Below are 19,895 nucleotides of genomic sequence, written 5' to 3' on the forward strand. Positions count from 1 at the left end.
CGTAGGCGGAATTGCCATTCCTTCGATTGCTATGTCTTAAGACATTCCGGGACGCCCGCGAGTGAACATTTGCGGCCCTAGCAGTTGGCGCGGATGCTCCGAATGAGCGTCTGCTGGCGGACGGATTGGGTTTCGACGATCGCGAGCCCTTCGCATGGCGTCTTCGTTGCCCGGTATCGGTACCTGGCCTCGACCCGGTTCTCGTCGATGGCGCGAATGGAGCGCACGACAAGCGGCTCCCTGAGGGATCGATAGAACCTCGACATGTTGGCTTCGTGGAACGGGCCGATCCCGCGCTTCGCGGGAACGACGATCGCGGCGGCAGCCTCGCCGTCGGCGAGGGACAGGGCGCGATAGAACTTCGCCACCGCCTCCACGGATGCGTCGGCCGGCGACAGGGCGGCCGGCAGGTCGGACGCCGCGGGGGCCGTGGGCGCCGGCATGGGCTCCGCGGGCGCCGGTATCGGCGCGGCGCGCGGAGCGGGCGACATCGGCGCAGGGACGGGCGCGGGCGCAGGCATCGCAGCCGTGACCGCCGGCACCGGAGCGGCGGCCTTTCGTGTGACGTACACGTACCACCCCATGAACCCGATCGTCATCCCCAACACCAGCAGGCCGAGTCGAAGCCAGAACACCGGCGCCTCCGCGGGCAGCGCGCGGCGTGGCGCCGCGTTCTCTTCCAGCGCATGCGCTCGAGGCCGCAGCGCCTTGGCGGTCTCGAGCGCCGAAGGCCCGGAAGCAACAAAAGCAGGCAAGCGGCTCGCGCATCCGATGCAGAACATGGCCGTCGCGCGGTTCGAGCGTCCACAGGCGGCGCAAGCGATCGTCCGGGGGCCACCCGCGCGCGCGCTGGTTTGCGCTTCCCTGTCATCGGCCATGCTGCGGCTCCCCGAAGTTCGCCTGGCCGGATGGTGGACGGCGCATGCCAGGGCCGTCGTCATCAAGCCGTGACGACCCTTGTAGGAAGGCCGTCCTACACCGTCGCGCGCAACACGCTTGCACCAACGGGGACCAGGGCTCGCACCTTCGACGCTGGAACGGGAGTCCCCATGAATGCCATGAATCCTCGAGCATCGCCTGCCCAGGCCGCCGCGAGCGCGCTGACGGTCGAGCGGGCGTTCGAGCTGCTTTGGCAGCAGGCGCCGGACTTCGCCTTCGTCGTGCTGGACCGCGCGGGCACCGTCCTGGGCTGGCGCGCCGCTTCCGAATCGATGTTCGGGTACTCCGAGGCAGAGATCGTGGGCGGAACAGCCGACATTCTTTTCACGGAAGAAGACCGCGCCCTGGGACTGCCGCAACTGGAGCGAGAGGTGGCTCTTTCGGCGCAACGGTCGGAAGACGATCGCTGGCACGTTCGCAAGGACGGCACGCGCATATGGGTCTTCGGCAGCCTGATCGCACTGCGCGAAGGCGACCGGCACGTGGGCTTCGCAAAGATCATGAGCGATCGAACCAACCTGCGTGCGCAGCTGGAAACCCTGGAGAACCGGCTAGACAGCGCGCACGACGCCTTGCGCGGCAGGGATGCATTCTTCGGCCGGTTGACGCACGAGATCCGCAACGCGCTCGGGCCGATCGGCAACGTCACCGATCTCGTCGAACGCAGGGGACTGCTGACGAGCGAGCTGCAAATGCCCATCAGCATCGTGAAGCGCCAGGTCGCCCAGATGACAAGAATGCTGGAGGACCTGGCGGAGGTTGTTCGCTTCGGCGCGGGCAAGCTCCGGCTCGTGAAGCAGCGCTTCGACCTGGGGGCGGACCTGGTCGAGATCGCAGCGGCGGTGCAACAGGATGCCGAACGCAAGAGCCAGACGATCGATGTGCTGGTGCCGCCGGCGCCGGTGCCTGTCGTCGCCGACAAGGCGCGTGTTCATCAGATCGTCTTCAACCTGCTGCACAACGCCATCAAGTACACGCCGCCCGGCGGGCGCATCTGGCTGCAATGCACGGTCGAGGCCGACGAGGCGGTCATCAAGGTGGAAGACACCGGCGCCGGTATCGCCCCGGCCCTGCTGCCGAAGATCTTCGAGCTGTTCACGCAGGAGGATCCGCACCAATCGGGCGGCGGCTTTGGCGTCGGCCTGTCGCTCGTGAAGGACCTGGTCGACGCGCATCGGGGCTTTGTCGAGGTCAGGTCCGACGGCAAGCACCAGGGCAGCGAGTTCACGGTCAGGCTGCCGCTTCGCCCCGTCGATTGAAGATGCCTTTTGCTAGTCGTGCGGCTTCGACATGGCCGCATGGTGGTCCGCCCACTTGATCGCCGCGTTGTGCACACCTGCCAGCAGCTTGGACGCTCGCTCCTCGGCGCCGGATCTCGACAGCACGCACACCAGCGCGGCTCCACGGCGGATCTCGGCCCGAACGAAGAACTTGGCGCCGTGCGTCCAATGGGCAACGGTCACGCGGTGCCCGCGATGCACGAAGGATTTCTGTTCAACGCCGTTCATGCGCCGAGGCTGGCCCGCCCCTGGCGGGCAGCAAGCGTCGAACTTCGTCCGCAGCTGTAGGCGGAATTGAACGCGCGGTGCAGAGATCGGGCTGCGAGGCTCGGGCCCGCTAGTCGGAGTCCATGTCGTCCGGCGACGCCTCTACCGGGCCGGCCAGCTCGTCGTCGACGTACGCCAGCAGCGCCTCGTTGCCGGCGTCGTAGGCCTCGCGCCAGTTGTCGTAGGTGTCGTCACCCGTTTCGAGGTCGAGCCAGACCGCCGGGTCTTCCGTGCTCTCCATCAGGACCCAGATGAAGTTGCCCGGACTCGGACGGTCCACGAAGACGGCAAGGCGGCGGTATTGGTCGGGCATGCGGTACAGGGTAGCTCTGAGCGGCGGCGAAAGCTAGAGGCAATCGGAGGCGAATTTTCAATCTCCGCTTGACCTCAAGTTAGGTTAAGGACGCACATTGCGCCGCATGACCAGTGAACAGCAAACCTCATCATGCCGCGTCGCCCAGGCGCTCGAGATCCACCGAAGCATTGCCGCGTGCAGTGACCGCCTCACGCGGAACGACGATGTCCACGCGCTGACCGCCGCGTTGATGCTGCCCTGCTACCAGGCCCAGCTCGGCCGGCTGACGCGCGCGATGAGCTCGGTGGAGCAGAGCGAGCTGATGTCGCTGCTGATCCCCATCGACGTGCGTTGACGGCAGCAGCAGCCCCCTCAGCCGTCCGCGCGCTGGATGACCACCAGGCGGCGCGCGCCGGGCCCCTGCGACGCCAGCTTGTCGCCGGGGTTGCGCAGCCGGCAGCGGTCGATGGACAGGCAGCCGCAGCCGATGCAGTCGTCCAGCGTGTCGCGCAGCTTCTTGAGCTGCGCCATGCGCTCGTCCAGCTCCGCGCGCCAGCCGGCCGAAAGCCGCGCCCAATCCTCGCGGCTGGGCGCCGCCGACGTGGGCAGCGTCGCCAGCGCATCGGAGATATCGGCCAACGCGATGCCCACCCGCTGCGCGACACGGATGAACGCCACGCGCCGGAGCATGTCGCGCGCATAGCGACGGTGGTTGCTCGGCGCGCGATGGCTGGCGATGAGGCCCTTGGATTCGTAGAAGTGGAGGGTGGAGACGGGGACGCCGCTGCGTTGAGCGACCTCGCCTACGGAGAGGGTGGCGCAACGGTCTATGGGTTTTGGCTGGGATTTCATGGGTGTATTCGGTGTGGCACGATGCAGGCAGGCAAGCGCGGCCCTCGCGCATGCTCCGACAAGTCTCCTCCCCCCGTTCGACATGAGCTCGCAGCCCTTGTCCTCAAGGCCCTCCGCCGCGGCCAACGGCCGCGCCATCGCCACGATGATGGGTGCCATGGGCTGCTTCGTGCTCAATGACGCACTGGTCAAGCATGTCAGCCAGTCCATGCCCTCGGCGCAGCTCATCTTCCTGCGCGGATTGATTGCCTCGGTGCTCGTGCTGTTGGTCGCCCATCGTTTGGGCGCGCTGCGCCAGGCGGGGGCGGTGCTGAATCCGCGGGTGGCACTGCGTGGCGCGGTCGATGCATGCGCGACCATGATGTACCTGCTGTCGCTGTTTCAGTTGCCGATCGGCAATGCCACGGCCATCAATCTCGCCGCGCCGCTGTTCATGACCGTGTTCGCGGTGCTCTTCATGGACGAGCGCGCCGGCATGGCGCGCTGGTCCGCCGTTGTGCTCGGCTTCGCGGGTGTGCTCTGCGTCGTGCAGCCCAGCGGGGAGGGCTTCAGTGCGTGGGCCCTGCTGTGCCTGCTCGGCACGCTGTTCCACGCCATGCGCGACCTGATGACGCGGCGCATCGATCCGGCCATCCCGTCGATCATCATCACCCTGGCCACGGCGCTGGCCGTCACCGTGCTGGCTGGATGCCTGACGCTGCTGAGCGGCTGGCAGGCGTTTGCGCTGCGCGATCTGGCCCTGCTCGGCGTCGCGGCGGCCTTCCTGGCCTCCGGCTATTTCCTGCTGGTGCAATGCATGCGCGCCGGCGAGGTGTCGCTCACGGCACCCTTCCGCTACACGGCGGTTCTCTTCGCCATGCTGCTGGGCTACGCCATATGGGACGAGGTCCCGAGCGGATGGGCCTGGCTGGGTGTCGCCCTGCTCGTCGGATCGGGCCTCTACATGCTGCACAGCGAGCGGGGCCGGACCCGCGCAGCCGCGCTGGACGCCCAGCCGGAATGACGGGCGACGACGAGATCTCCCCGCAGCTGTCGCAGGCGCGCGCCGTGCTCGAGCGCAATCTGGCCGGCCGCGCTGGGCAGGTGACTGCGTTCGTGCGCTACGTCCGGACGGCGATCGAGAGCGTCTGCGCACGCGCGGGGATGAATCCGGGCTGAAGGTTCAAGCCAGGTGGCGCCGGTATCGGGCGTGAAGGGCACGCCAAAGCGGGCCCACCGCCGCCTCATAAAAAAGCCCCAGCCGAAGCTGGGGCCTGGGGTGGGCGATGAACTCAGCGCGTCACGGCACGTTCGAAGAGTGCACCGCGAACGGCTTGAACGGCAGGGCCAGCTTGCCTGCGTACTCGCCATGGGATGCCAGCGTGGGGCAAAAACCGATCGCGGAGCAGAAGTTGGTGTCCGGGTAGATCAGGTCATCGAAGCGGTAGTTGTCGATGCTCTGGCCGCTGTAGTTCGCCACACTGACGATGTTGCCCTTCGTTGAGTAGTTGTCGGACATCGTCACCATGACCGGGTCGACGCGCGAGTCCTCCATGGTGCGCAGGATGGTGCCACTGTTGCCGTCGGCGCCAAACTTGAGCCAACCCCACTTTCGATTGGCGCGATCGGTGAAGATCAGCATCGTGTTGATGGTGTCGTCCTGGCCCGGGTAGTCCTTGGCCGCGGCGAGGTGCGTGACGTTGCTGCCCAGGCCCGTCACCACGCCGACTTCCGCGATCTCGGCGGGCGTGCCGACCGCCGGCTTGGGGCCCTGCACATACTGCCCCAGCGAGTACAGATGCACCTTGCCGTTCTCGGTGGCAACCCATGCGCGTGGATAGCGTGGCACGGTCTTCCAGTACGGGCTGTCCGGCGTCACGCGCTCGCGGTCGTCCTTGCTCCAGTAGCTGTAGGTCGAGGTCGTCAGGATGCTCGTGGGCTTGTCGGCCAGCGTGATCGTCTTGATGATCGTCGGCATGGCCTGCGGACGATCCGCCAGCAGGTACGGCCACTGGTTGGCGGCGAGCCCGACGTTCTGCGTTTCGAGGTTGCTCGCAGCGCCGCCCAGGTACATCTCGTTCGTGTACTTGAAGAGCGGGCCGAGGTCGATGAAGGCCACGGTCTTCTCCGACTTCGAGGCCACCACGGCGATGCCGCCCTTGGCGTACTTCTCGTAGTACTGGCCGCCCGGCAGCAGCTTCGCCCGGTTGTCGGCCATCGGCGAGGCTTCCTTGGCCATGCCCGACAAGCCGCCGTTGCTGGTGTACACGACGGCCGCATACGGGTGCATGCCGGTGGTCACCTTGATCGACGTCGGGGCCTTCATGTTGGCGGGCAGATCGACATAGCCGAGCACCTTCATGAAGATGTAGTTGCCCTGGTTGAAGAAGCCGGGATGCACCATGTCCATCCAGTCGTGCCACCAGTCGTACTTGGGGCCATTGAGCGTGCAGTTCTGGCAGGTGCCACCGAGCGAGACGACCGCGACCTGGCCCTTGTGGCCGATGGTGTCCCACACGGTGACGAAGGCGAACTCGCCGCCGCCGGTGACGGAGATGGCGGTCGGCACCTTGCCGAGGGCCAGCTTGACGCTGGCGCGGTTCTGCGCGGTGAACGTGCCGACGGTGAAGATCGTTGCCGGCTTCGTGGGGCTGCCTTGTGTGGCGATCAGCGACAGGCGCGTCGAGGGGCTGTCCGCTGCGTTCTCGCCGCGGTCTTCGACGATGGGCAGGTCTGCCGGGTCGTTCGGCGACAGCACGCCTGCGGCGTAGTAGGCATCGACCGAGGTGGGCAGCAGTCGCCGGTCTTGCCACAGCATCTGCGGGCGCTGCATGAAGGTCACCCGGTCGGTGGCCTGCGACTGGAACCACGCGAGCGAGTTCGACAACGAGCTCCCGCTGGCGGGCGTGCCGATGGCTGCGCCATGGATGCTCACGTACAGGTTGGCCGCGGAGTTGTTTTCCGCACCGAGCTGGTAGTAGAGATCATTGCCCGGGCCGTGGTTGATCGCGCCCACGTCGCCGCGAAGCGGAAGCGTGTTGACGCCGGTCTTGGTTGCTGCCGGGCCGAACCTGTATGCCACGCCCTCGGATTGACCGAGCTTGTAGGCGAGGGTGGCGTAGGCACTCGCAACGATGGCGCCGGAGCTGTCCACCACGTCGCCGGCGATGGGGGAAGGCGCGGGAGCAGGTGCGGGAGCTGGTGCCGGGGCGGGGGCGGGAGCCGCCGGAGCGGGAGCGGGAGCCGTTGCTGGTGGCGATTCAGGCGCAGGACCGGCCGACACACATGTTTTCACCGTCATGAACGCGGGGTCGCCACCAAAGAAGGTGTTCGTGCACGCTGCTGTTCCAGTGACCGACTGGGTAATCCAGCGCGAGTCGGCGCCGTACTTCACCAATGTGGGGGCGGGCACAGTGAACGAAGAACCTTCCTTGGCGAGCAAGGTTCCCGCGGGAGGAGCAGGCAAGATCTGCACATAGCACGCCTTCACCACGTACTCCAGCGGGTCACGGCCGAAGGTGGCGTTGCTGCAGACCACGGCGCCGGCGAGCATCTTGCTCGTCCAGCCCGAATCCGCGCCGTACTGCACCACCGTCGACGTTGGCAGGTTGAACGCCTGGCCTTCGTTGGCGACCTTGACCCAGCTCGAGTCGAGCTTGCTGTGCACTGCCTCCTTGTCTGCGGCGGGCTCGCCTGCCGATGCAGCCGCCGATTCCGTCGGCGCATCCGTGCCTTGAGGGTAAGCGAAGCCGCCGCCGGAGCCGCTTCCGCCCCCTCCGCAGCCCGCGAGTGCGCCTGCTGCAATAAAAAGCAGAAGCGCACTTTTGTTGATCTTTTTCACACTGAATCTCCTGGTCGACCTGTAGTCGAGAAAAAAGAAATCCCCTGCGCCTCAAAAGGGCGCAAAAGAAATTGGTAAAAACTGCTGAAACGGGAAGGGCTGATCGCCGCTTGGGCTAGAGGGGTTTGGCACGGTGTCCGTGCTCAACCCTGCTCGTGGTGTTGGGGCCTGAGGCCGCCGGACATCGAACCCAACTGGACCGCGGTGACAGCCATGTCGTTCTTCAAGAGAACGCCCTCGTGTCGCCTTACTCTTCGCGGTGCCGCTGCGATTCGATCGTCAGAGCTCAACCGATTTGTCGTCGGTTCTTTTGAGTACTTAGGTAAGCTGCATGCGCTGCGCGTCGTCGCTGCAGGCCGCTGCGACAGAAGCTTTCATAGTGTTGCCTTTTATTGTTTCAATAAAATTTTGAACTGATGTTATTGTCGGTTCGCAGTTCTCTTTTGCGCCAAATCAAAGGCCCAAAGACAGGCACAACTTCACGTCTTGGCCGCGCGATATCGAATAACGTCTCCATGAGGCCATTCGACTTTAATAAAATAGTTAAAAAGTCATTGGCTCTTCCACGCGATCAACGAATACTTAATTCGGATTAAGGTGAAAGAATTAGAGTCTTGAAAGCGGTGGCGAGGATGAAGAAGATCGATTTCAAAAAGACCCTCAAGCCGCTCTACAACCCGCCTGCCGGGGAGTTCGCTTCCGTCGAAGTGCCGCAGATGCAGTTCGTGAAGGTGGACGGCGATGGCGATCCCAACACCGCGCCAACTTACCGTTCGGCGGTCGAATGGCTCTACGGGGTCAGCTATGCCACGAAGTTCGCCGCCAAGGCGGCACTCGGCAAAGACTATGTGGTGCCGCCGCTGGAAGGCTTGTGGTGGGCCGACGATCCCAAGAGCTTCATCACGCGCGCAAAGGACCAGTGGCGCTGGACGATGATGATCATGGCCCCCGATTTCGTCACCCGTGACATGTTCGAGAACGCGGTGGCCAAGACGAGCGGGAAGCTCGGCCAGCCCCCGCAAAGCCTGCGCCTCGAACCCTATGGCGAAGGGCTGTCGCTCCAGACCCTGCATGTGGGCAGCTACGACGACGAAGCTCCGGTTCTGGCCCGGCTCCATGGCGAGGTGATGCCGAGCAAGGGGATGGCCTTCAACGGCCCACACCATGAGATCTATCTGAGCGATCCGCGCAGGACTGAACCGGCCAGGCTCAAGACGATCCTGCGCCAGCCGGTGTCCATCGAGCCCGCATTGCTTACCCCGGCCCTTCGCGCCTGAGGCTGTTGCTCAACGCCGTCTTCCTCAAGATCACGGCGAACGACTGCACCGCCGCCGGCTTCGCCTCCTTCAGCCGCCACAAGATCCCCGGCGTCCGTATCGGGGTCGGGCTTTCGAGCGGGATGATCTTCAGTCCCGCCATCGCCTCCGGCACCGCGTTGATGGCCACGATCGAGCCGATCATCGTGCGCGCCACCAGCGCGAGCATCGGCGCGACGGTCGACATCTCGGCCACCACCGTGGGCTCGGCGCCGCAGGCGTGGAAGCATTCCTCGAGCATGGTGCGGGTCGAGAAGGCGGATGAGACGAGCACCAGGTCTCGCCGGTGCAGCTCCACCATGCGGATGCGCTTGCGGTGGGCCAGCGGGTGGTTGGTGGAGACGACCAGCACCATCTCCTCGTTGTAGAGCGGCTCGAACCACAGGCCGGCCGAGTCCTGCGGGCGGTAGGAGATGCCGAGGTCCATCTCGCCGTCGCGCAGCCGCGCGGCAATCACTTCGGCGGCGAGCTCCTCGACGCTGATGCGCACCGTCGGATGGCGCGCGAGGAACTGCGCCACGCATTCGGGGATGAGGCCGATGTTGAAGGTGTGGGTGGCGCCGATGCGGACCTTGCCCGTGAGGTTGCCGGCGCCGGGCTTGAGCAGCGCCACGCCCTGGTCCACCTCCTTCAATGCGCGCGAGGCGTAGCCGCGCAGCAGCTCGCCGGCCTCGGTGGTCACCACCTTCTTGCCGATGCGCTCGAAGAGCGGCTGGCCCAGCTCGTCCTCGAGCTGCTTGATCTGGTGCGAAAGGGTCGACTGGGTTACGTGCACGCGTTCGGCCGCGCGCGTGAAGCTCAGGCAATCGGCCAGGGCGACGAAGTAGCGCAGATGCCTCATCTCCATACAAACCCCCGCGAATGATCGATGCCATCGATCATATCCATGGAAATTCATCATTTGTCGCGGCCATCTGCGCGGCCTATCGTCCAGCCAGAACCAGGAGACAAGACATGGCGGACTACAACCAGGACAGCATCACGCGGGATGTGATCGAGGCCTTCGCGAAGACGCCCGACCCGCGGCTGCGCGAGCTGATGACGGCGCTGGTCAAGCACATCCACGCCTTCGCGCGCGAGGTCGACCTGAAGCCCGACGAGTGGCTGGCGGCAATGAAGTTTCTCGAAGCCACCGGCCAGATCTCGACCGACAAGCGGCCCGAGTTCATCCTGCTCTCCGACACGCTGGGTCTCTCGATGATGGTGGTGGCGCTGGACCAGGCGCGCGCCAGCGGCGGCGCGCAGGGCGCGACCGAGGCGACGGAGGCCACGGTCGAGGGCCCGTTCTACTGGCCCGGCGCGCCCGAGATGCCGCTGGGCGCCGACATCACGGGCAGTGCGCGCGGCGAGCCGACCTTCTACATGGGCCGCGTGACCGATGTGCACGGCGCGCCGCTGGAAGGCGCCTTGCTCGACGTTTGGTCGGGCGACGGCGAGGGCAAGTACGACGTGCAGCTGAGCAGCGAGCCCACGATGGCTGCGCGCGGGCGCTTTCGCACCGATGCGCAGGGGCGCTACTGGTTCTGGTCGATCCGGCCCGCCTACTACCCGATCCCCGACGACGGCCCGGTGGGCCAAATGATGCATGCCACCGAGCGCAGCATCTACCGCCCCGGCCACATCCACCTGCAGGTGTCGGCGCCGGGCCATGTGACGCTGACGACGCAAGTGTTCGTCGGCGGCAGCCCGTACATCGACCAGGACGCGGTCTTCGGCAAGCGCGACAGCCTGGTGGTCGACTTCGAGACGCACCCGCCGGGCAAGGCGGTGGACGGGCGCGAGATGAAGGTGCCCTACCACTCGGCGAGCTTCGACGTGCGGCTCGCGCCGGCGGCGGCCTGAACTCCACCTCTCTTCTTTTTTGCAAGGACTCTCATGAAGATCGGCAAGGCCACGGTGCCGCGCACTTCCATCTGCACCTCGGACGCCCACACCATCGTCGTTCGCGGCTATGACCTGTCGAAGGACCTGATCGGCAAGCTCTCCTTCGTGGATCATTTCTTTCTGCTGCTGACAGGGCAGAAGCCGACGCCGGGCCAGGCCGCGGTGCTCAACGCCACGCTGGTGGCCATCGCCGAGCACGGCCTGGTGCCCAGCGTGCAGGCCGCGCGCATGACCCTCGCCGCGGCGCCCGATGCGATGCAGGGCGCGGTGGCGGCGGGCATCCTCGGCTGCGGCTCGGTGGTGCTCGGCTCGTCGGAGACGGCGGGGCGCATGTATGTCGAGATCGATTCGCAGGTGAAGGCCGGCGCCGCACTCGACGAGGCGGCACTCGAGGTGATGAAGGCCTGGCGCGCCGCCGGCCGCTCGATTCCCGGCTACGGCCATCCGCTGCACAAGGAGCGCGACGAGCGCGTGGGCGCGCTGTTCGACGTGGCCAAGGCCGCGGGCACCGACCTGCGCTTCGTCGGCATCGCCGAAGCATGCGAAAGGCTCCTGCCCGAGCTGCTGGGCAAGCCGCTCAAGCTCAACGTCTCGGGCGCGATCCCCTCGGTGCTGCTGGGCGCGGGCTTTCCGGTCGAAGGGCTCAAGGGCGTGCCGATGCTCGCGCGGACCGCGGGGCTGATCGCGCACATGGTGGAGGAGATGCGCCTGCCGATCGGCTTTGCGCTCTCCTACCAGGGGACACGCGAGATGGAGTACGACGGCGAGCTGCCTCCGGGCTTCGGGAAGCACAAATGATCCCTGTGTTGAACGGCCTCAAGGTCATCGAGCAGGGCACCTTCATCACGGGGCCCGCGGCCGGCATGCTGCTCGGGGACCTGGGCGCCGACGTGATCAAGGTCGAGCAGCCGTTGACGGGCGACCCGTTTCGCGCCTTCAAGAACGGCCTGTACAGCCCGCACTACCAGACTTACAACCGCAACAAGCGCAGCATCACGCTCGACACCAAGGACGCCGCGGACCGCGAAGTGCTCGATGCATTGATCGCCGATGCCGACGTCTACATCCAGAACTTCCGGCCCGGCGTGGCGGAGAAGCTGGGCGTCGGCGCGCAGCGGCTGCAGGCGCTGAACCCGAAGCTGATCTACGTCGCCATCAGCGGCTTCGGCGCCACCGGGCCCGCAGCCCATCGGCCGGCCTACGACACGGTGGCGCAGGCGGCCAGCGGTTTTCTCAACCTGCTGGTGAACCCCGAGAACCCGCGCGTGGTGGGCCCGGCCATTGCCGATTCGCTCACCGGCTTCTACGCCGCCTACGGCGTGCTGGGCGCCTTGTACGAACGCAGCCGCACCGGCATCGGCCGCAAGGTCGAGGTGTCGATGCTGGAGGCGATGGCGCATTTCAACCTCGATGCCTTCACGCACTTCTTCCAGGTCGACGAGGTGATGGGGCCGTACAGCCGGCCGAGCGTGTCGCAGTCCTATGTGCTGCGCTGCGCGGACGACAAGTGGATCGCGCTGCACATGTCCTCGCCCGAGAAGTTCTGGCAGGGCCTGGCGGTGGCGATCGAGCAGCCCGACATCTTCCAGGACCCGCGCTTCGCGACCCGCGACGCGCGCATCGACAACCAGGAGGCGCTGATCGCGTTGCTGGGCGCGCGTTTCCGCACGCAGACGCGCGACGAATGGTGCCGCCGCCTGCAGCGCGAGGACGTGCCGAACGCGCCGATGTACGACACCAGCGAGGCGCTGGAAGACCCGCAGGCCAAGCACCTGCAGCTGATGACCTCGGCCGAGCATCCGGTGATGGGGCTGTTTCGCACGGTGCGCTCCCCGGTCAGCTTCGACGGCGAGCGCGCGCTCGAGGTGCGGCCGCCGCCGACGCTGGGCGAGCACAGCGACGAGATACGCGCCGCGCTCAAGCGCAAGCAAGTACACAAAGACAACGGAGACAAGCGATGACGATCAAGACAACGATGCGCACCCTGCTGGCCGCGGGCGCGCTGCTTGCGGCCACCGCTGCTGCGCAGGGCCAAGACAAGGGCCCGATCAAGATGGTGGTGCCCTTCGGTGCCGGCACCACCACCGACACGGTGGCGCGCGTGGTCGGCGAGGGGCTGGGCAAGGCGCTGCAGCAGACGGTGATCGTCGACAACCGCGCCGGCGCGGGCGGCTCGACCGGCAGCGACATGGTCGCCAAGTCGGCGCCCGACGGCCGCACGCTGGTGATGGGCACGGTGGGCACGCACGCGATCAACGCGGCGCTCTTCAGCAAGCTGCCCTACGACCCGATGCGCGACTTCGCGCCGGTCGCCTTCATCGGCTACACGCCGACGCTGCTGGTGGTCGCTGCCGACTCGCCGCTCAAGTCGCTGAAGGACCTGGCCCAGGCCGCCGCGCGGCCGCAGGGCGTGGCCTTCGCCTCGGCCGGCAACGGCACCTCGGGCCATCTCGCAGGCGAGCTGCTCGCGCAGCGCCTGGGCGGCAAGATGCTGCACGTGCCCTTCAAGGAAGGCGCGATGGCGCTGACGGGCGTGATCTCGTCGCAGGTCGACTTCACCCGGCCGCCGTGATGCCGCAAATCAAGGCCGGCAAGCTGCGCGCGCTGGGTGCCAGCGGCGCGGTGCGCAGCGCCGCGGCGAGCGATGTGCCGACGCTGATGGAGCAGGGCATCGCCGACTTCGACCTCGTCGCCTGGTTCATGTTGTACGCGCCGGCGGCCACGCCCGCGGCCACGCTCACGCAACTGCGCACGGCCAGCGCTGCCGCGCTCGCGCAGCCCGAGGTGATGACGCGCCTGCGCGACCAGGGGGTCGAGTCGAAGCCGATGCGCGCCGAGGAGATGCAGCCCTTCAACAAGACCGAGCTCGGCAAATGGGCCGGGCTGGTCAAGCGCTCGGGCGCTCAGGTGGATTGAAAGTTTTCCGTTCCGCAAAAGAAATCAACAGGAGACAAAGACCATGAGCACGCAGAACTTCTCACGCATCGGGCGGCGCACCGCCGTGGGCGCCATCGCGCTGGCCGCGGCCGGCTTCGCGCTGGCGCAGCAGCCGACGGGCCAGCCGATCCGCATCGGCAGCACGCTGGCGCTGACCGGGCCGCTCTCGGCCACGGCGCAGATTCACAAGGTGGTGGGCGACATCTACATCGAGCAGCTCAACAAGCGCGGCGGCCTGCTCGGCCGGCCGGTCGAGTGGGTGGTGAAGGACGACCAGTCCAAGCCCGACCTGGCGCGCACGCTGTACGAACAGCTCGTCACCGCCGACAAGGTCGACCTGCTGATGGGGCCCTACGCCACCGGCGCCATCCTCTCGGCGATGGGCGTGGCGCAGCGCTACAACAAGGTGCTGGTGCATCACACGCTGGGCATTCCCTCGCTCGCCAAGTACGACATGCAGTTCCCGGCCTGGTCGATCGGCTCCGACCCGGCGACCACGGTGCCCAACACCTTGTTCGATGCGCTCGCCGCCTCGTCCAAGCCGCCGAAAACGGTGGCGGTGGTGACCAGCAAGTTCCCCTCGGTCCAGTTCATGAGCGCGGGCGCGCGCGAGGTGCTCAAGAAGCGCGGGCTGACAGAAGTTCTGTTCCTCGAATGGGACTTCGGCAACCGCGACTTCGGCCCGATCGCCAATCGCGTGAAGGACGCCAAGCCCGACTTCGTGTGGGTCGGCGCCATCGGCCTCGAAGGCAACCTGCTGCTCGACGCGATGAAGAAGATCGACTATTCGCCGCCGCAGCACTTCTACCTGTACCCCGCGCCCGGCCCGCTGCTCGCGTCGCCGGATGCGAAGAACGCGCTCTCGGCCACGATCTTCGAGGCGCAGCCGCCTTTCACCTCCAACTTCGGCGCGGCCGAATTCGTCAAGCTCTACGCCGAGCGCGCCGCCAAGGCCGGCTTCACCGACACCTCGGTCGAGACCCAGGCCGCGGCCTCGTACACCGCGTGGCAGATCCTCGAGGCCGGCGTGGCGAACACCAAGAGCCTGGACGACAAGGCCATCGCCAACTGGCTGAAGACGAACAAGGTCGACACGCTGCAGGGCAAGCTGCGCTTCGACGGCACCGGCAACTTCGGCGACGACCTGATGCGCATCAAGCAGATCCAGGGCGGTAAGTGGGTGGTGGTGTGGCCGAAGGAAGTGACCTCCGGTGGCGCCAAGCTGATCGCGCCGTGAAATGTTGCCCTCCCCCAGGCTCCGCGCACTTCGTGTCGCTCCTCCAACCCCCTCGCCGGGGGCAACACCAGCGGCCCGGCGAAGCCGGTTCCGCGGTGTTCCCCGAACGGGGTGCGCATTCTTCAACACCTGCGCATCGCCGGTCTCGCGCATGAGGGACCGCCATGTCGATGCCTAGTTTCTCGCTGCTGTCCCAGTCCATCCTCTCGGGCATCTTCGTCGGCGCGCTGTATGGGTTGATGGGCCTGGGCCTCAGCCTGAGCTGGGGCCTGCTTCGGCTCATCAACCTCGCGCACTTCGCCTTCGCCTTTCTCGCCGCGTACCTCTGCTACCAGATGGCGACGATGGGCATGGACCCGCTCTTGACGCTCGTCGTCATCGTGCCCTTCTTCTTCGCGCTCGGTGCCGGCCTGCACTGGGTGATGGTGCGTTTCAAGGTCACGCCCTTCAATTCGCTCTTGCTGACCTTCGGGCTCACCGGCATCGCCGAGAGCGTGATCCAGTCGATCTGGACCGCCGACTTCCGCAAGCTCGAATCGAGCTACGGGGAGGAGAAGTTCAGGATCGGCGGACTGTTCGTGCCGGTGCCCGAGCTGATCACGCTGGTGCTGGCCGTCGGCCTGTGCTTCGCGGTGTGGGCGGTGCTGCGCTTCACGGACCTCGGCCGCGCGATGCGCGCCGCCGCGCAGGACGCGCCGGTGGCCGCGGCCTTCGGCGTCAACCAGAAGGCGCTGGGGCTGGTGTTGGCGGGGACCTGCGCGGCGCTGGCCAGCGTGGCCGGCGTGTGCCTGGCGCTGAGCTTCACGCTCGCGCCCTCGCAGATGTACGCGTGGGTCGGCGTGGTGTTCGCGGCCGTGATGCTGGGCGGGCTCGGCAGTGCGTTGGGGCCGCTGGTCGCGGGAACGCTGATCGGCGTGAGCGAGGCCATCACGATGGCTGTCACCGCGCCTTCGTGGGCGCCGATCGTGTCGTTCACGCTTCTGATCGTCGTCCTGCTCTTGAAACCAGGAAAGACCGTCTAGATGAAGCAAGGCATCGGATTCATTTCCCTCGGGTTTGGTCCCCTCTCCCTCCGGAAGAGGGTTAGGGTGAGGGCACGCGGCGCATCCACGGCTACGCACGCATCCACCGCCCGGCGCCCTCACCCCAGCCCTCTCCCGGAGGGAGAGGGAGCAAAGCAGCCAGGATGAAACGCACCCCACTCCTGATCCTCGCCGCCGGCGTCGCGCTGGCCTTCGTGCCGCAGCTCGGCCTGCCGGCCTTCTACGACTCGCTGCTCTACCTGATGCTGCACTGGATCGTGCTGGCGACCTCGTGGAACATCCTGTCGGGCTACTCGGGCTACTTCTCCTTCGGCCACGGCGCCTTCTTCGGCGCCGGCATCTACACCAGCGCCAACCTGATGGCGCGCTACGACTGGCCCTTTCTCTGGACGCTGCCCGCCGCCGCGCTGGTGGCCGCGGTGCTGGGCGTGGCGCTGGGCGCGGTGGTGTTCCGCGTCAAGGGCGTGCGCGGCGAACTGTTCGCGCTGCTCACGCTCGCGATCACCTTCGTGATCGGCACCGTCGTGGTCAACACGCCGCTGGACGGCGGCAACGGCGTCTCGCTCGCGGCAGTGCCGGTGCCGAAGATCGGGCCGACGGCTTCGTCGACCTTCTACCTGCTGGCGCTGACCGCGGCGGTGGCCACGCTCCTGATCGCCTGGGGCATCCAGGTCTCGAAGTTCGGCGCCGGCCTGTTCGCGATCCACGACGACGAGGACGCGGCCGAGGTGATGGGCGTGCCGACCTACCGTTACAAGCTGATGGCGCTGGCCGTGTCGTGCGCGCTGGCCGGCGTGGCGGGCGGCATCCATGCGCTCTTCCTCTCCTACGTGACGGCCGGCGAGGTGTTCACGATCACGGTGCCGCTGACGGTGGTGCTGATGAGCGTGCTCGGCGGCACGCGCCACTGGGCCGGGCCGGCGATCGGCGCGGTGGCGATCACCGGGCTGCTCTACAGCTTCACCGCGGCCGACCATGCGGTGGCCGGCAAGGCGCTGATCGGCATCATCCTGATCGCGGCGATCCTGTTCATGCCCGACGGCATCCTGGAACGTGTGCGGCGTGTGTGGCGGCGCGCGCCGGCCGCGAAGCCGGCCGCTGCCGCCGCATCGGCCGAGATGCCGGTGCGGGCAACGGCCGGCGCGCAGGGCGACGTGCTGCTGCGCGTGCAGGGGCTGCGCAAGTCCTTCAAGGGCGTGCGCGCGCTCGGCGGCGTGGATGTCGACGTGCGGCGCGGCGAGATCCTCGGCCTGCTGGGGCCGAATGGCTCGGGCAAGTCGACCTTCATCAATGTCGTCAGCGGCCACTACGCGCCCACCGGCGGCGCGATCTGGTTCGAGGGCCGCTGCATGAACGGGTTGCCGGCGCACCGCATCGCGGGCAGCGGCATCGCGCGCACCTACCAGATCCCGCGGCCCTTCGGCCACCTGAGCGTGCTGCAGAACGTGGCGATCGCGACCATGTTCGGCGGCGCGGTGCGCGACCCGGCGGCCGCCGCCAGGCAGGCGCGCGCCTGGCTCGAATTCACCGGCCTGGAAGACAAGGCGCATGCCCGGCCCGAGGACCTCAACCTGCACCAGCGCAAGTTCCTCGAGCTGGCCCGCGCGCTCGCCTCGCGCCCGCGGCTGGTGCTGCTCGACGAAGTGCTGTGCGGCCTGACACCGCACGAGATCGACGGTGCGGTGGCGCTCATACGGCGCATCCGCGAGCAGGGCTCCACCATCGTCTTCGTCGAGCACGTGATGCGCGCGGTGATGGCGCTGACCGACCGCATCGTGGTCTTCAACCACGGCGAGCTGCTGGCCGAAGGCGCGGCCACCGACGTGATGCAGCGGCCCGAGGTGATGACCGCCTACCTGGGAAAGGCCGCCCATGCTTGAAGTGCGCGATCTGCAAGTGGCCTACGGCGCGGCACAGGCGCTGTGGGGCGTGTCGCTCGATGTGCGGCCCGGCGAGCTGCTGTGCGTGGTGGGGCCGAACGGCGCCGGCAAGACCACGCTGATCAACGCCATCGCCGGCATGCTGCGCGCGCGCAGCGGGCACATCCTGCTCAACGGGCAGGACATCACGCAGCTGGCCGCGCACCGCTTCTGCGAGGCCGGCATCGCGCTGGTGCCCGAGGGCCGGCGCCTCTTCACCGGCATGACCGTGCAGGAAAACCTGGAACTCGGCAGCTACCTGCCGCATGCCAAGGCGAAGCGGGCCGAGACGCTGGCGCAGGTGATCGAGCTGTTCCCGGTGATCCGCGAGAAGCTCGCGAGCCCGGCGGGTGAACTCTCGGGCGGGCAGCAGCAGATGGTCGCGATCGCGCGTGCGCTGATGGCGCGGCCGCGTTTGCTGCTGCTCGACGAGCCCTCGCTCGGCCTCTCGCCGCGCATCGTCAGCGACATGTTCGCGGCGATCCGGCGCATCAATGCGGACGGCATGTCGGTGCTCCTGGTCGAGCAGAACGTCGCGATGGCGATGGAGGTCTCGCAGCGCGCTTACGTGCTCGAAGAGGGCCGCATCGTGGCCGAGGGCGTGCCCGACGAGCTGCTCGCGCGGCCCGAGATCCAGCGCGCCTACCTCGGTGTTTGAACCCCTCTTACTGGAGAAACCCATGCTGTTCCCCACCACTATCGTCGGCAGTTTCCCGCAGCCCGAGTGGCTGATCGACCGCGCCAGGCTCGCGGGCCGCTTTCCGCCGCGGGTGCGGGCGCGCGAGCTGTGGCGCATTCCGCCGCAGTACCTGGAAGAGGCGCAGAACGACGCGACGCTGATGGCGATCCGCGCGCAGGAAGAAGCAGGCCTGGACATCGTGAGCGACGGCGAGATCCGGCGCGAGAGCTATTCGAACCGCTTCGCGACCGCGCTCGACGGCATCGACCTCGACAACCCGGGCACGGCGCTGGACCGCTCAGGCCATCCGAACCCGGTGCCGCGCATCGTCGGCAAGATCCGCCGCCGGCATGCGGTGGAGGTCGACGACCTGAAGTTCCTGCGCGCCCACACCGACCGCCAGGTCAAGATCACCGTGCCCGGCCCGTTCACGATGCTGCAGCAGGCGCAGAACGACTTCTACGGCAGCGAGGAAGAGGCGGCGATGGACTATGCCGAGGCCGTCAACGCCGAGATCCGCGATCTCTTCGCCGCCGGCGCCGACGTGGTGCAGATCGACGAGCCCTACATGCAGGCGCGGCCCGAGAAGGCGCGGCAGTACGGCCTGAATGCGCTGAACCGCGCGCTCGACGGCATCGCCGGCACGACCGCGGTGCACATCTGCTTCGGCTACGCGGCCATCATCCACGAGCGGCCGAGCGGCTATTCCTTCCTGCCCGAGCTGGCGCAGTGCAGCTGCAAGCAGGTGTCGATCGAGACCGCGCAGTCGCACCTGGACTGCTCGGCGCTGGCCGCGCTGGACGGCAAGCGGGTGATGGTGGGCTGCATCGATCTCTCCACGCCCGAGGTCGAATCGGTCGACACCATCGTCGAACGCATCCGCCGCGCGCTGCCGTACGTGAAGCCCGAGAACGTGATCCTCGCGCCCGACTGCGGCATGAAGTACCTGCCGCGCGACGCGGCCATTGGCAAGCTGCGGGCGATGGTCGAGGCGGCGAAGGTGCTGCGCAAGGAGCACGCGGCCTAGGGCCTCGGTAAGCGTTTTGTCATGCCTGACGCAGCACGAAGACGAGCGTTCTGTCCTCGTCAGGTAAGGGCGCAACGCTCATGCATGCGCTTGCCTGCAGGCCTACATTCAGACCCCAAGGCAGGCCCGCACTCGAATTGACGCGACGGGGCCATCAGCAAGAATCAAATTCGGAGATACCTATGCGAACTGTCGCCCTCCTTGTCAGCCCCCTCGCAACGATGGCATTGGCCCTTGCCTTCGGCTGGCCCGTGCTGCTCGCATGCTTTGCTCTTGCATTGAGCACGCTTCTTTTCTCCACTGGCGAGACCGAAGCTGGGGAGTCCTCGACAACGCTGCAGGTATTGAAAGAATCGACCTGATCGAGGCGCCGAAGGTGCCGCGCAAGGAGCACGCGGCT

22 protein-coding genes are annotated in these 19,895 nt (G+C 67.1%); 16 read left to right on the plus strand and 6 right to left on the minus strand.

Annotated elements, in window-relative coordinates:
• Positions 1-77: 77 nt before the first annotated feature.
• Positions 78-878, minus strand: a complete 801-nt coding sequence (locus EJI01_RS05555; RefSeq protein ID WP_185878823.1) for a hypothetical protein — start codon at positions 876-878, stop codon at positions 78-80.
• A gap of 180 nt (positions 879-1,058) precedes the next feature.
• Between EJI01_RS05555 and EJI01_RS05560 the strand changes: the two genes are divergently transcribed.
• Positions 1,059-2,198 carry a PAS domain-containing sensor histidine kinase gene (locus tag EJI01_RS05560; RefSeq protein ID WP_221885638.1) on the plus strand — a complete coding sequence of 380 codons (1,140 nt, stop codon included), beginning with the start codon at positions 1,059-1,061 and terminating at the stop codon, positions 2,196-2,198.
• A 12-nt stretch (positions 2,199-2,210) separates the two neighbouring features.
• On the opposite strand, the gene EJI01_RS05565 is transcribed toward EJI01_RS05560, so the two are convergent.
• Both EJI01_RS05565 and EJI01_RS05570 read right to left on the minus strand, forming a co-directional pair.
• Positions 2,211-2,447, minus strand: a complete 237-nt coding sequence (locus EJI01_RS05565) for a hypothetical protein (protein ID WP_126836111.1) — start codon at positions 2,445-2,447, stop codon at positions 2,211-2,213.
• Between the two features lie 109 nt (positions 2,448-2,556).
• The gene (locus tag EJI01_RS05570) at positions 2,557-2,799 is read right to left on the minus strand and encodes a hypothetical protein (protein WP_126836112.1); all 243 of its coding nucleotides are present in this window, start codon (positions 2,797-2,799) and stop codon (positions 2,557-2,559) included.
• A gap of 106 nt (positions 2,800-2,905) precedes the next feature.
• On the opposite strand from EJI01_RS05570, the gene EJI01_RS05575 reads away from it, so the two are divergent.
• A complete protein-coding gene (locus EJI01_RS05575) occupies positions 2,906-3,136 on the plus strand; it encodes a hypothetical protein (protein WP_126836113.1) in 231 nt (76 codons plus the stop codon).
• Between the two features lie 17 nt (positions 3,137-3,153).
• On the opposite strand, the gene soxR is transcribed toward EJI01_RS05575, so the two are convergent.
• Positions 3,154-3,633, minus strand: a complete 480-nt coding sequence (gene soxR / locus EJI01_RS05580) for a redox-sensitive transcriptional activator SoxR (protein WP_126836114.1) — start codon at positions 3,631-3,633, stop codon at positions 3,154-3,156.
• Between the two features lie 97 nt (positions 3,634-3,730).
• On the opposite strand from soxR, the gene EJI01_RS05585 reads away from it, so the two are divergent.
• Positions 3,731-4,636, plus strand: coding sequence for a DMT family transporter (locus EJI01_RS05585; RefSeq protein WP_185878825.1), 906 nt, complete (start codon positions 3,731-3,733; stop codon positions 4,634-4,636).
• Entirely contained in the window at positions 4,633-4,791 is a 159-nt protein-coding gene (locus EJI01_RS28665; RefSeq protein ID WP_185878826.1) for a hypothetical protein, read from the plus strand. The genes EJI01_RS05585 and EJI01_RS28665 overlap by 4 nt, the downstream gene beginning before the upstream one ends.
• Before the next feature lie 121 nt (positions 4,792-4,912).
• On the opposite strand, the gene EJI01_RS28670 is transcribed toward EJI01_RS28665, so the two are convergent.
• Positions 4,913-7,279, minus strand: a complete 2,367-nt coding sequence (locus EJI01_RS28670) for a hypothetical protein (RefSeq protein ID WP_185878827.1) — start codon at positions 7,277-7,279, stop codon at positions 4,913-4,915.
• Positions 7,280-8,085: 806 nt separating this feature from the next.
• Between EJI01_RS28670 and EJI01_RS05595 the strand changes: the two genes are divergently transcribed.
• The gene (locus EJI01_RS05595; protein ID WP_126836116.1) at positions 8,086-8,730 is read left to right on the plus strand and encodes a GyrI-like domain-containing protein; all 645 of its coding nucleotides are present in this window, start codon (positions 8,086-8,088) and stop codon (positions 8,728-8,730) included.
• Here the strand turns inward: EJI01_RS05595 and EJI01_RS05600 are convergent.
• Complete coding sequence (locus tag EJI01_RS05600; RefSeq protein WP_126836117.1) at positions 8,708-9,616, minus strand: LysR substrate-binding domain-containing protein; 909 nt, start codon at positions 9,614-9,616, stop codon at positions 8,708-8,710. The genes EJI01_RS05595 and EJI01_RS05600 overlap by 23 nt on opposite strands.
• 107 nt (positions 9,617-9,723) lie before the next feature.
• Here EJI01_RS05600 and EJI01_RS05605 point away from each other — a divergent pair, with 107 nt between their 5' ends.
• The 11 genes from EJI01_RS05605 to EJI01_RS28675 all read left to right on the plus strand — a co-directional run bounded on the left by EJI01_RS05605 (position 9,724) and on the right by EJI01_RS28675 (position 19,857).
• Positions 9,724-10,611, plus strand: coding sequence for a dioxygenase (locus EJI01_RS05605; protein ID WP_126836118.1), 888 nt, complete (start codon positions 9,724-9,726; stop codon positions 10,609-10,611).
• A gap of 33 nt (positions 10,612-10,644) precedes the next feature.
• Positions 10,645-11,451 carry a citryl-CoA lyase gene (locus tag EJI01_RS05610; RefSeq protein WP_126836119.1) on the plus strand — a complete coding sequence of 269 codons (807 nt, stop codon included), beginning with the start codon at positions 10,645-10,647 and terminating at the stop codon, positions 11,449-11,451.
• Positions 11,448-12,614: a CaiB/BaiF CoA transferase family protein gene (locus tag EJI01_RS05615; protein WP_126836120.1), complete on the plus strand. Its 1,167-nt coding sequence runs from the start codon at positions 11,448-11,450 to the stop codon at positions 12,612-12,614. Before EJI01_RS05610 ends, EJI01_RS05615 begins: the two co-directional genes overlap by 4 nt.
• Positions 12,611-13,225 (plus strand): tripartite tricarboxylate transporter substrate-binding protein, encoded by a 615-nt coding sequence (locus EJI01_RS29575; RefSeq protein WP_312846026.1) that lies wholly within the window; start codon positions 12,611-12,613, stop codon positions 13,223-13,225. Before EJI01_RS05615 ends, EJI01_RS29575 begins: the two co-directional genes overlap by 4 nt.
• A complete protein-coding gene (locus EJI01_RS29580; RefSeq protein ID WP_312846027.1) occupies positions 13,225-13,569 on the plus strand; it encodes a tripartite tricarboxylate transporter substrate-binding protein in 345 nt (114 codons plus the stop codon). Before EJI01_RS29575 ends, EJI01_RS29580 begins: the two co-directional genes overlap by 1 nt.
• Before the next feature lie 43 nt (positions 13,570-13,612).
• Positions 13,613-14,827 carry an amino acid ABC transporter substrate-binding protein gene (locus tag EJI01_RS05625; RefSeq protein WP_126836121.1) on the plus strand — a complete coding sequence of 405 codons (1,215 nt, stop codon included), beginning with the start codon at positions 13,613-13,615 and terminating at the stop codon, positions 14,825-14,827.
• Positions 14,828-14,991: 164 nt separating this feature from the next.
• A complete protein-coding gene (locus EJI01_RS05630; protein WP_260602336.1) occupies positions 14,992-15,849 on the plus strand; it encodes a branched-chain amino acid ABC transporter permease in 858 nt (285 codons plus the stop codon).
• 164 nt (positions 15,850-16,013) lie between these two features.
• A complete protein-coding gene (locus EJI01_RS05635) occupies positions 16,014-17,750 on the plus strand; it encodes an ABC transporter permease subunit (protein ID WP_126836122.1) in 1,737 nt (578 codons plus the stop codon).
• Positions 17,743-18,447 (plus strand): ABC transporter ATP-binding protein, encoded by a 705-nt coding sequence (locus EJI01_RS05640; RefSeq protein WP_126836123.1) that lies wholly within the window; start codon positions 17,743-17,745, stop codon positions 18,445-18,447. The genes EJI01_RS05635 and EJI01_RS05640 overlap by 8 nt, the downstream gene beginning before the upstream one ends.
• 22 nt (positions 18,448-18,469) lie before the next feature.
• Positions 18,470-19,495: a uroporphyrinogen decarboxylase family protein gene (locus tag EJI01_RS05645; RefSeq protein ID WP_126836124.1), complete on the plus strand. Its 1,026-nt coding sequence runs from the start codon at positions 18,470-18,472 to the stop codon at positions 19,493-19,495.
• 182 nt (positions 19,496-19,677) lie between these two features.
• Complete coding sequence (locus tag EJI01_RS28675; protein ID WP_185878828.1) at positions 19,678-19,857, plus strand: hypothetical protein; 180 nt, start codon at positions 19,678-19,680, stop codon at positions 19,855-19,857.
• The last annotated feature ends 38 nt before the right edge of the window (positions 19,858-19,895 follow it).

Origin of the sequence: Variovorax sp. MHTC-1 (assembly GCF_003984645.1) — a bacterium.
In the GTDB taxonomy this organism is placed as follows: domain Bacteria; phylum Pseudomonadota; class Gammaproteobacteria; order Burkholderiales; family Burkholderiaceae_C; genus Variovorax.

Coding starts and splice junctions, on each gene's coding strand:
- EJI01_RS05595 (WP_126836116.1), top strand. CDS start 8,086: ATGAAGAAGATCGATTTCAAAAAGACCCTCAAGCCGCTCTACAACCCG.
- EJI01_RS05555 (WP_185878823.1), bottom strand. CDS start 878: ATGGCCGATGACAGGGAAGCGCAAACCAGCGCGCGCGCGGGTGGCCCC.
- EJI01_RS05615 (WP_126836120.1), top strand. CDS start 11,448: ATGATCCCTGTGTTGAACGGCCTCAAGGTCATCGAGCAGGGCACCTTC.
- EJI01_RS05600 (WP_126836117.1), bottom strand. CDS start 9,616: ATGGAGATGAGGCATCTGCGCTACTTCGTCGCCCTGGCCGATTGCCTG.
- EJI01_RS05570 (WP_126836112.1), bottom strand. CDS start 2,799: ATGCCCGACCAATACCGCCGCCTTGCCGTCTTCGTGGACCGTCCGAGT.
- EJI01_RS05565 (WP_126836111.1), bottom strand. CDS start 2,447: ATGAACGGCGTTGAACAGAAATCCTTCGTGCATCGCGGGCACCGCGTG.
- EJI01_RS29575 (WP_312846026.1), top strand. CDS start 12,611: ATGACGATCAAGACAACGATGCGCACCCTGCTGGCCGCGGGCGCGCTG.
- EJI01_RS05645 (WP_126836124.1), top strand. CDS start 18,470: ATGCTGTTCCCCACCACTATCGTCGGCAGTTTCCCGCAGCCCGAGTGG.
- EJI01_RS05605 (WP_126836118.1), top strand. CDS start 9,724: ATGGCGGACTACAACCAGGACAGCATCACGCGGGATGTGATCGAGGCC.
- EJI01_RS05635 (WP_126836122.1), top strand. CDS start 16,014: ATGAAACGCACCCCACTCCTGATCCTCGCCGCCGGCGTCGCGCTGGCC.
- EJI01_RS05625 (WP_126836121.1), top strand. CDS start 13,613: ATGAGCACGCAGAACTTCTCACGCATCGGGCGGCGCACCGCCGTGGGC.
- EJI01_RS05560 (WP_221885638.1), top strand. CDS start 1,059: ATGAATCCTCGAGCATCGCCTGCCCAGGCCGCCGCGAGCGCGCTGACG.
- soxR (WP_126836114.1), bottom strand. CDS start 3,633: ATGAAATCCCAGCCAAAACCCATAGACCGTTGCGCCACCCTCTCCGTA.
- EJI01_RS29580 (WP_312846027.1), top strand. CDS start 13,225: ATGCCGCAAATCAAGGCCGGCAAGCTGCGCGCGCTGGGTGCCAGCGGC.
- EJI01_RS05630 (WP_260602336.1), top strand. CDS start 14,992: ATGTCGATGCCTAGTTTCTCGCTGCTGTCCCAGTCCATCCTCTCGGGC.
- EJI01_RS28665 (WP_185878826.1), top strand. CDS start 4,633: ATGACGGGCGACGACGAGATCTCCCCGCAGCTGTCGCAGGCGCGCGCC.
- EJI01_RS05610 (WP_126836119.1), top strand. CDS start 10,645: ATGAAGATCGGCAAGGCCACGGTGCCGCGCACTTCCATCTGCACCTCG.
- EJI01_RS05640 (WP_126836123.1), top strand. CDS start 17,743: ATGCTTGAAGTGCGCGATCTGCAAGTGGCCTACGGCGCGGCACAGGCG.
- EJI01_RS28675 (WP_185878828.1), top strand. CDS start 19,678: ATGCGAACTGTCGCCCTCCTTGTCAGCCCCCTCGCAACGATGGCATTG.
- EJI01_RS05575 (WP_126836113.1), top strand. CDS start 2,906: ATGACCAGTGAACAGCAAACCTCATCATGCCGCGTCGCCCAGGCGCTC.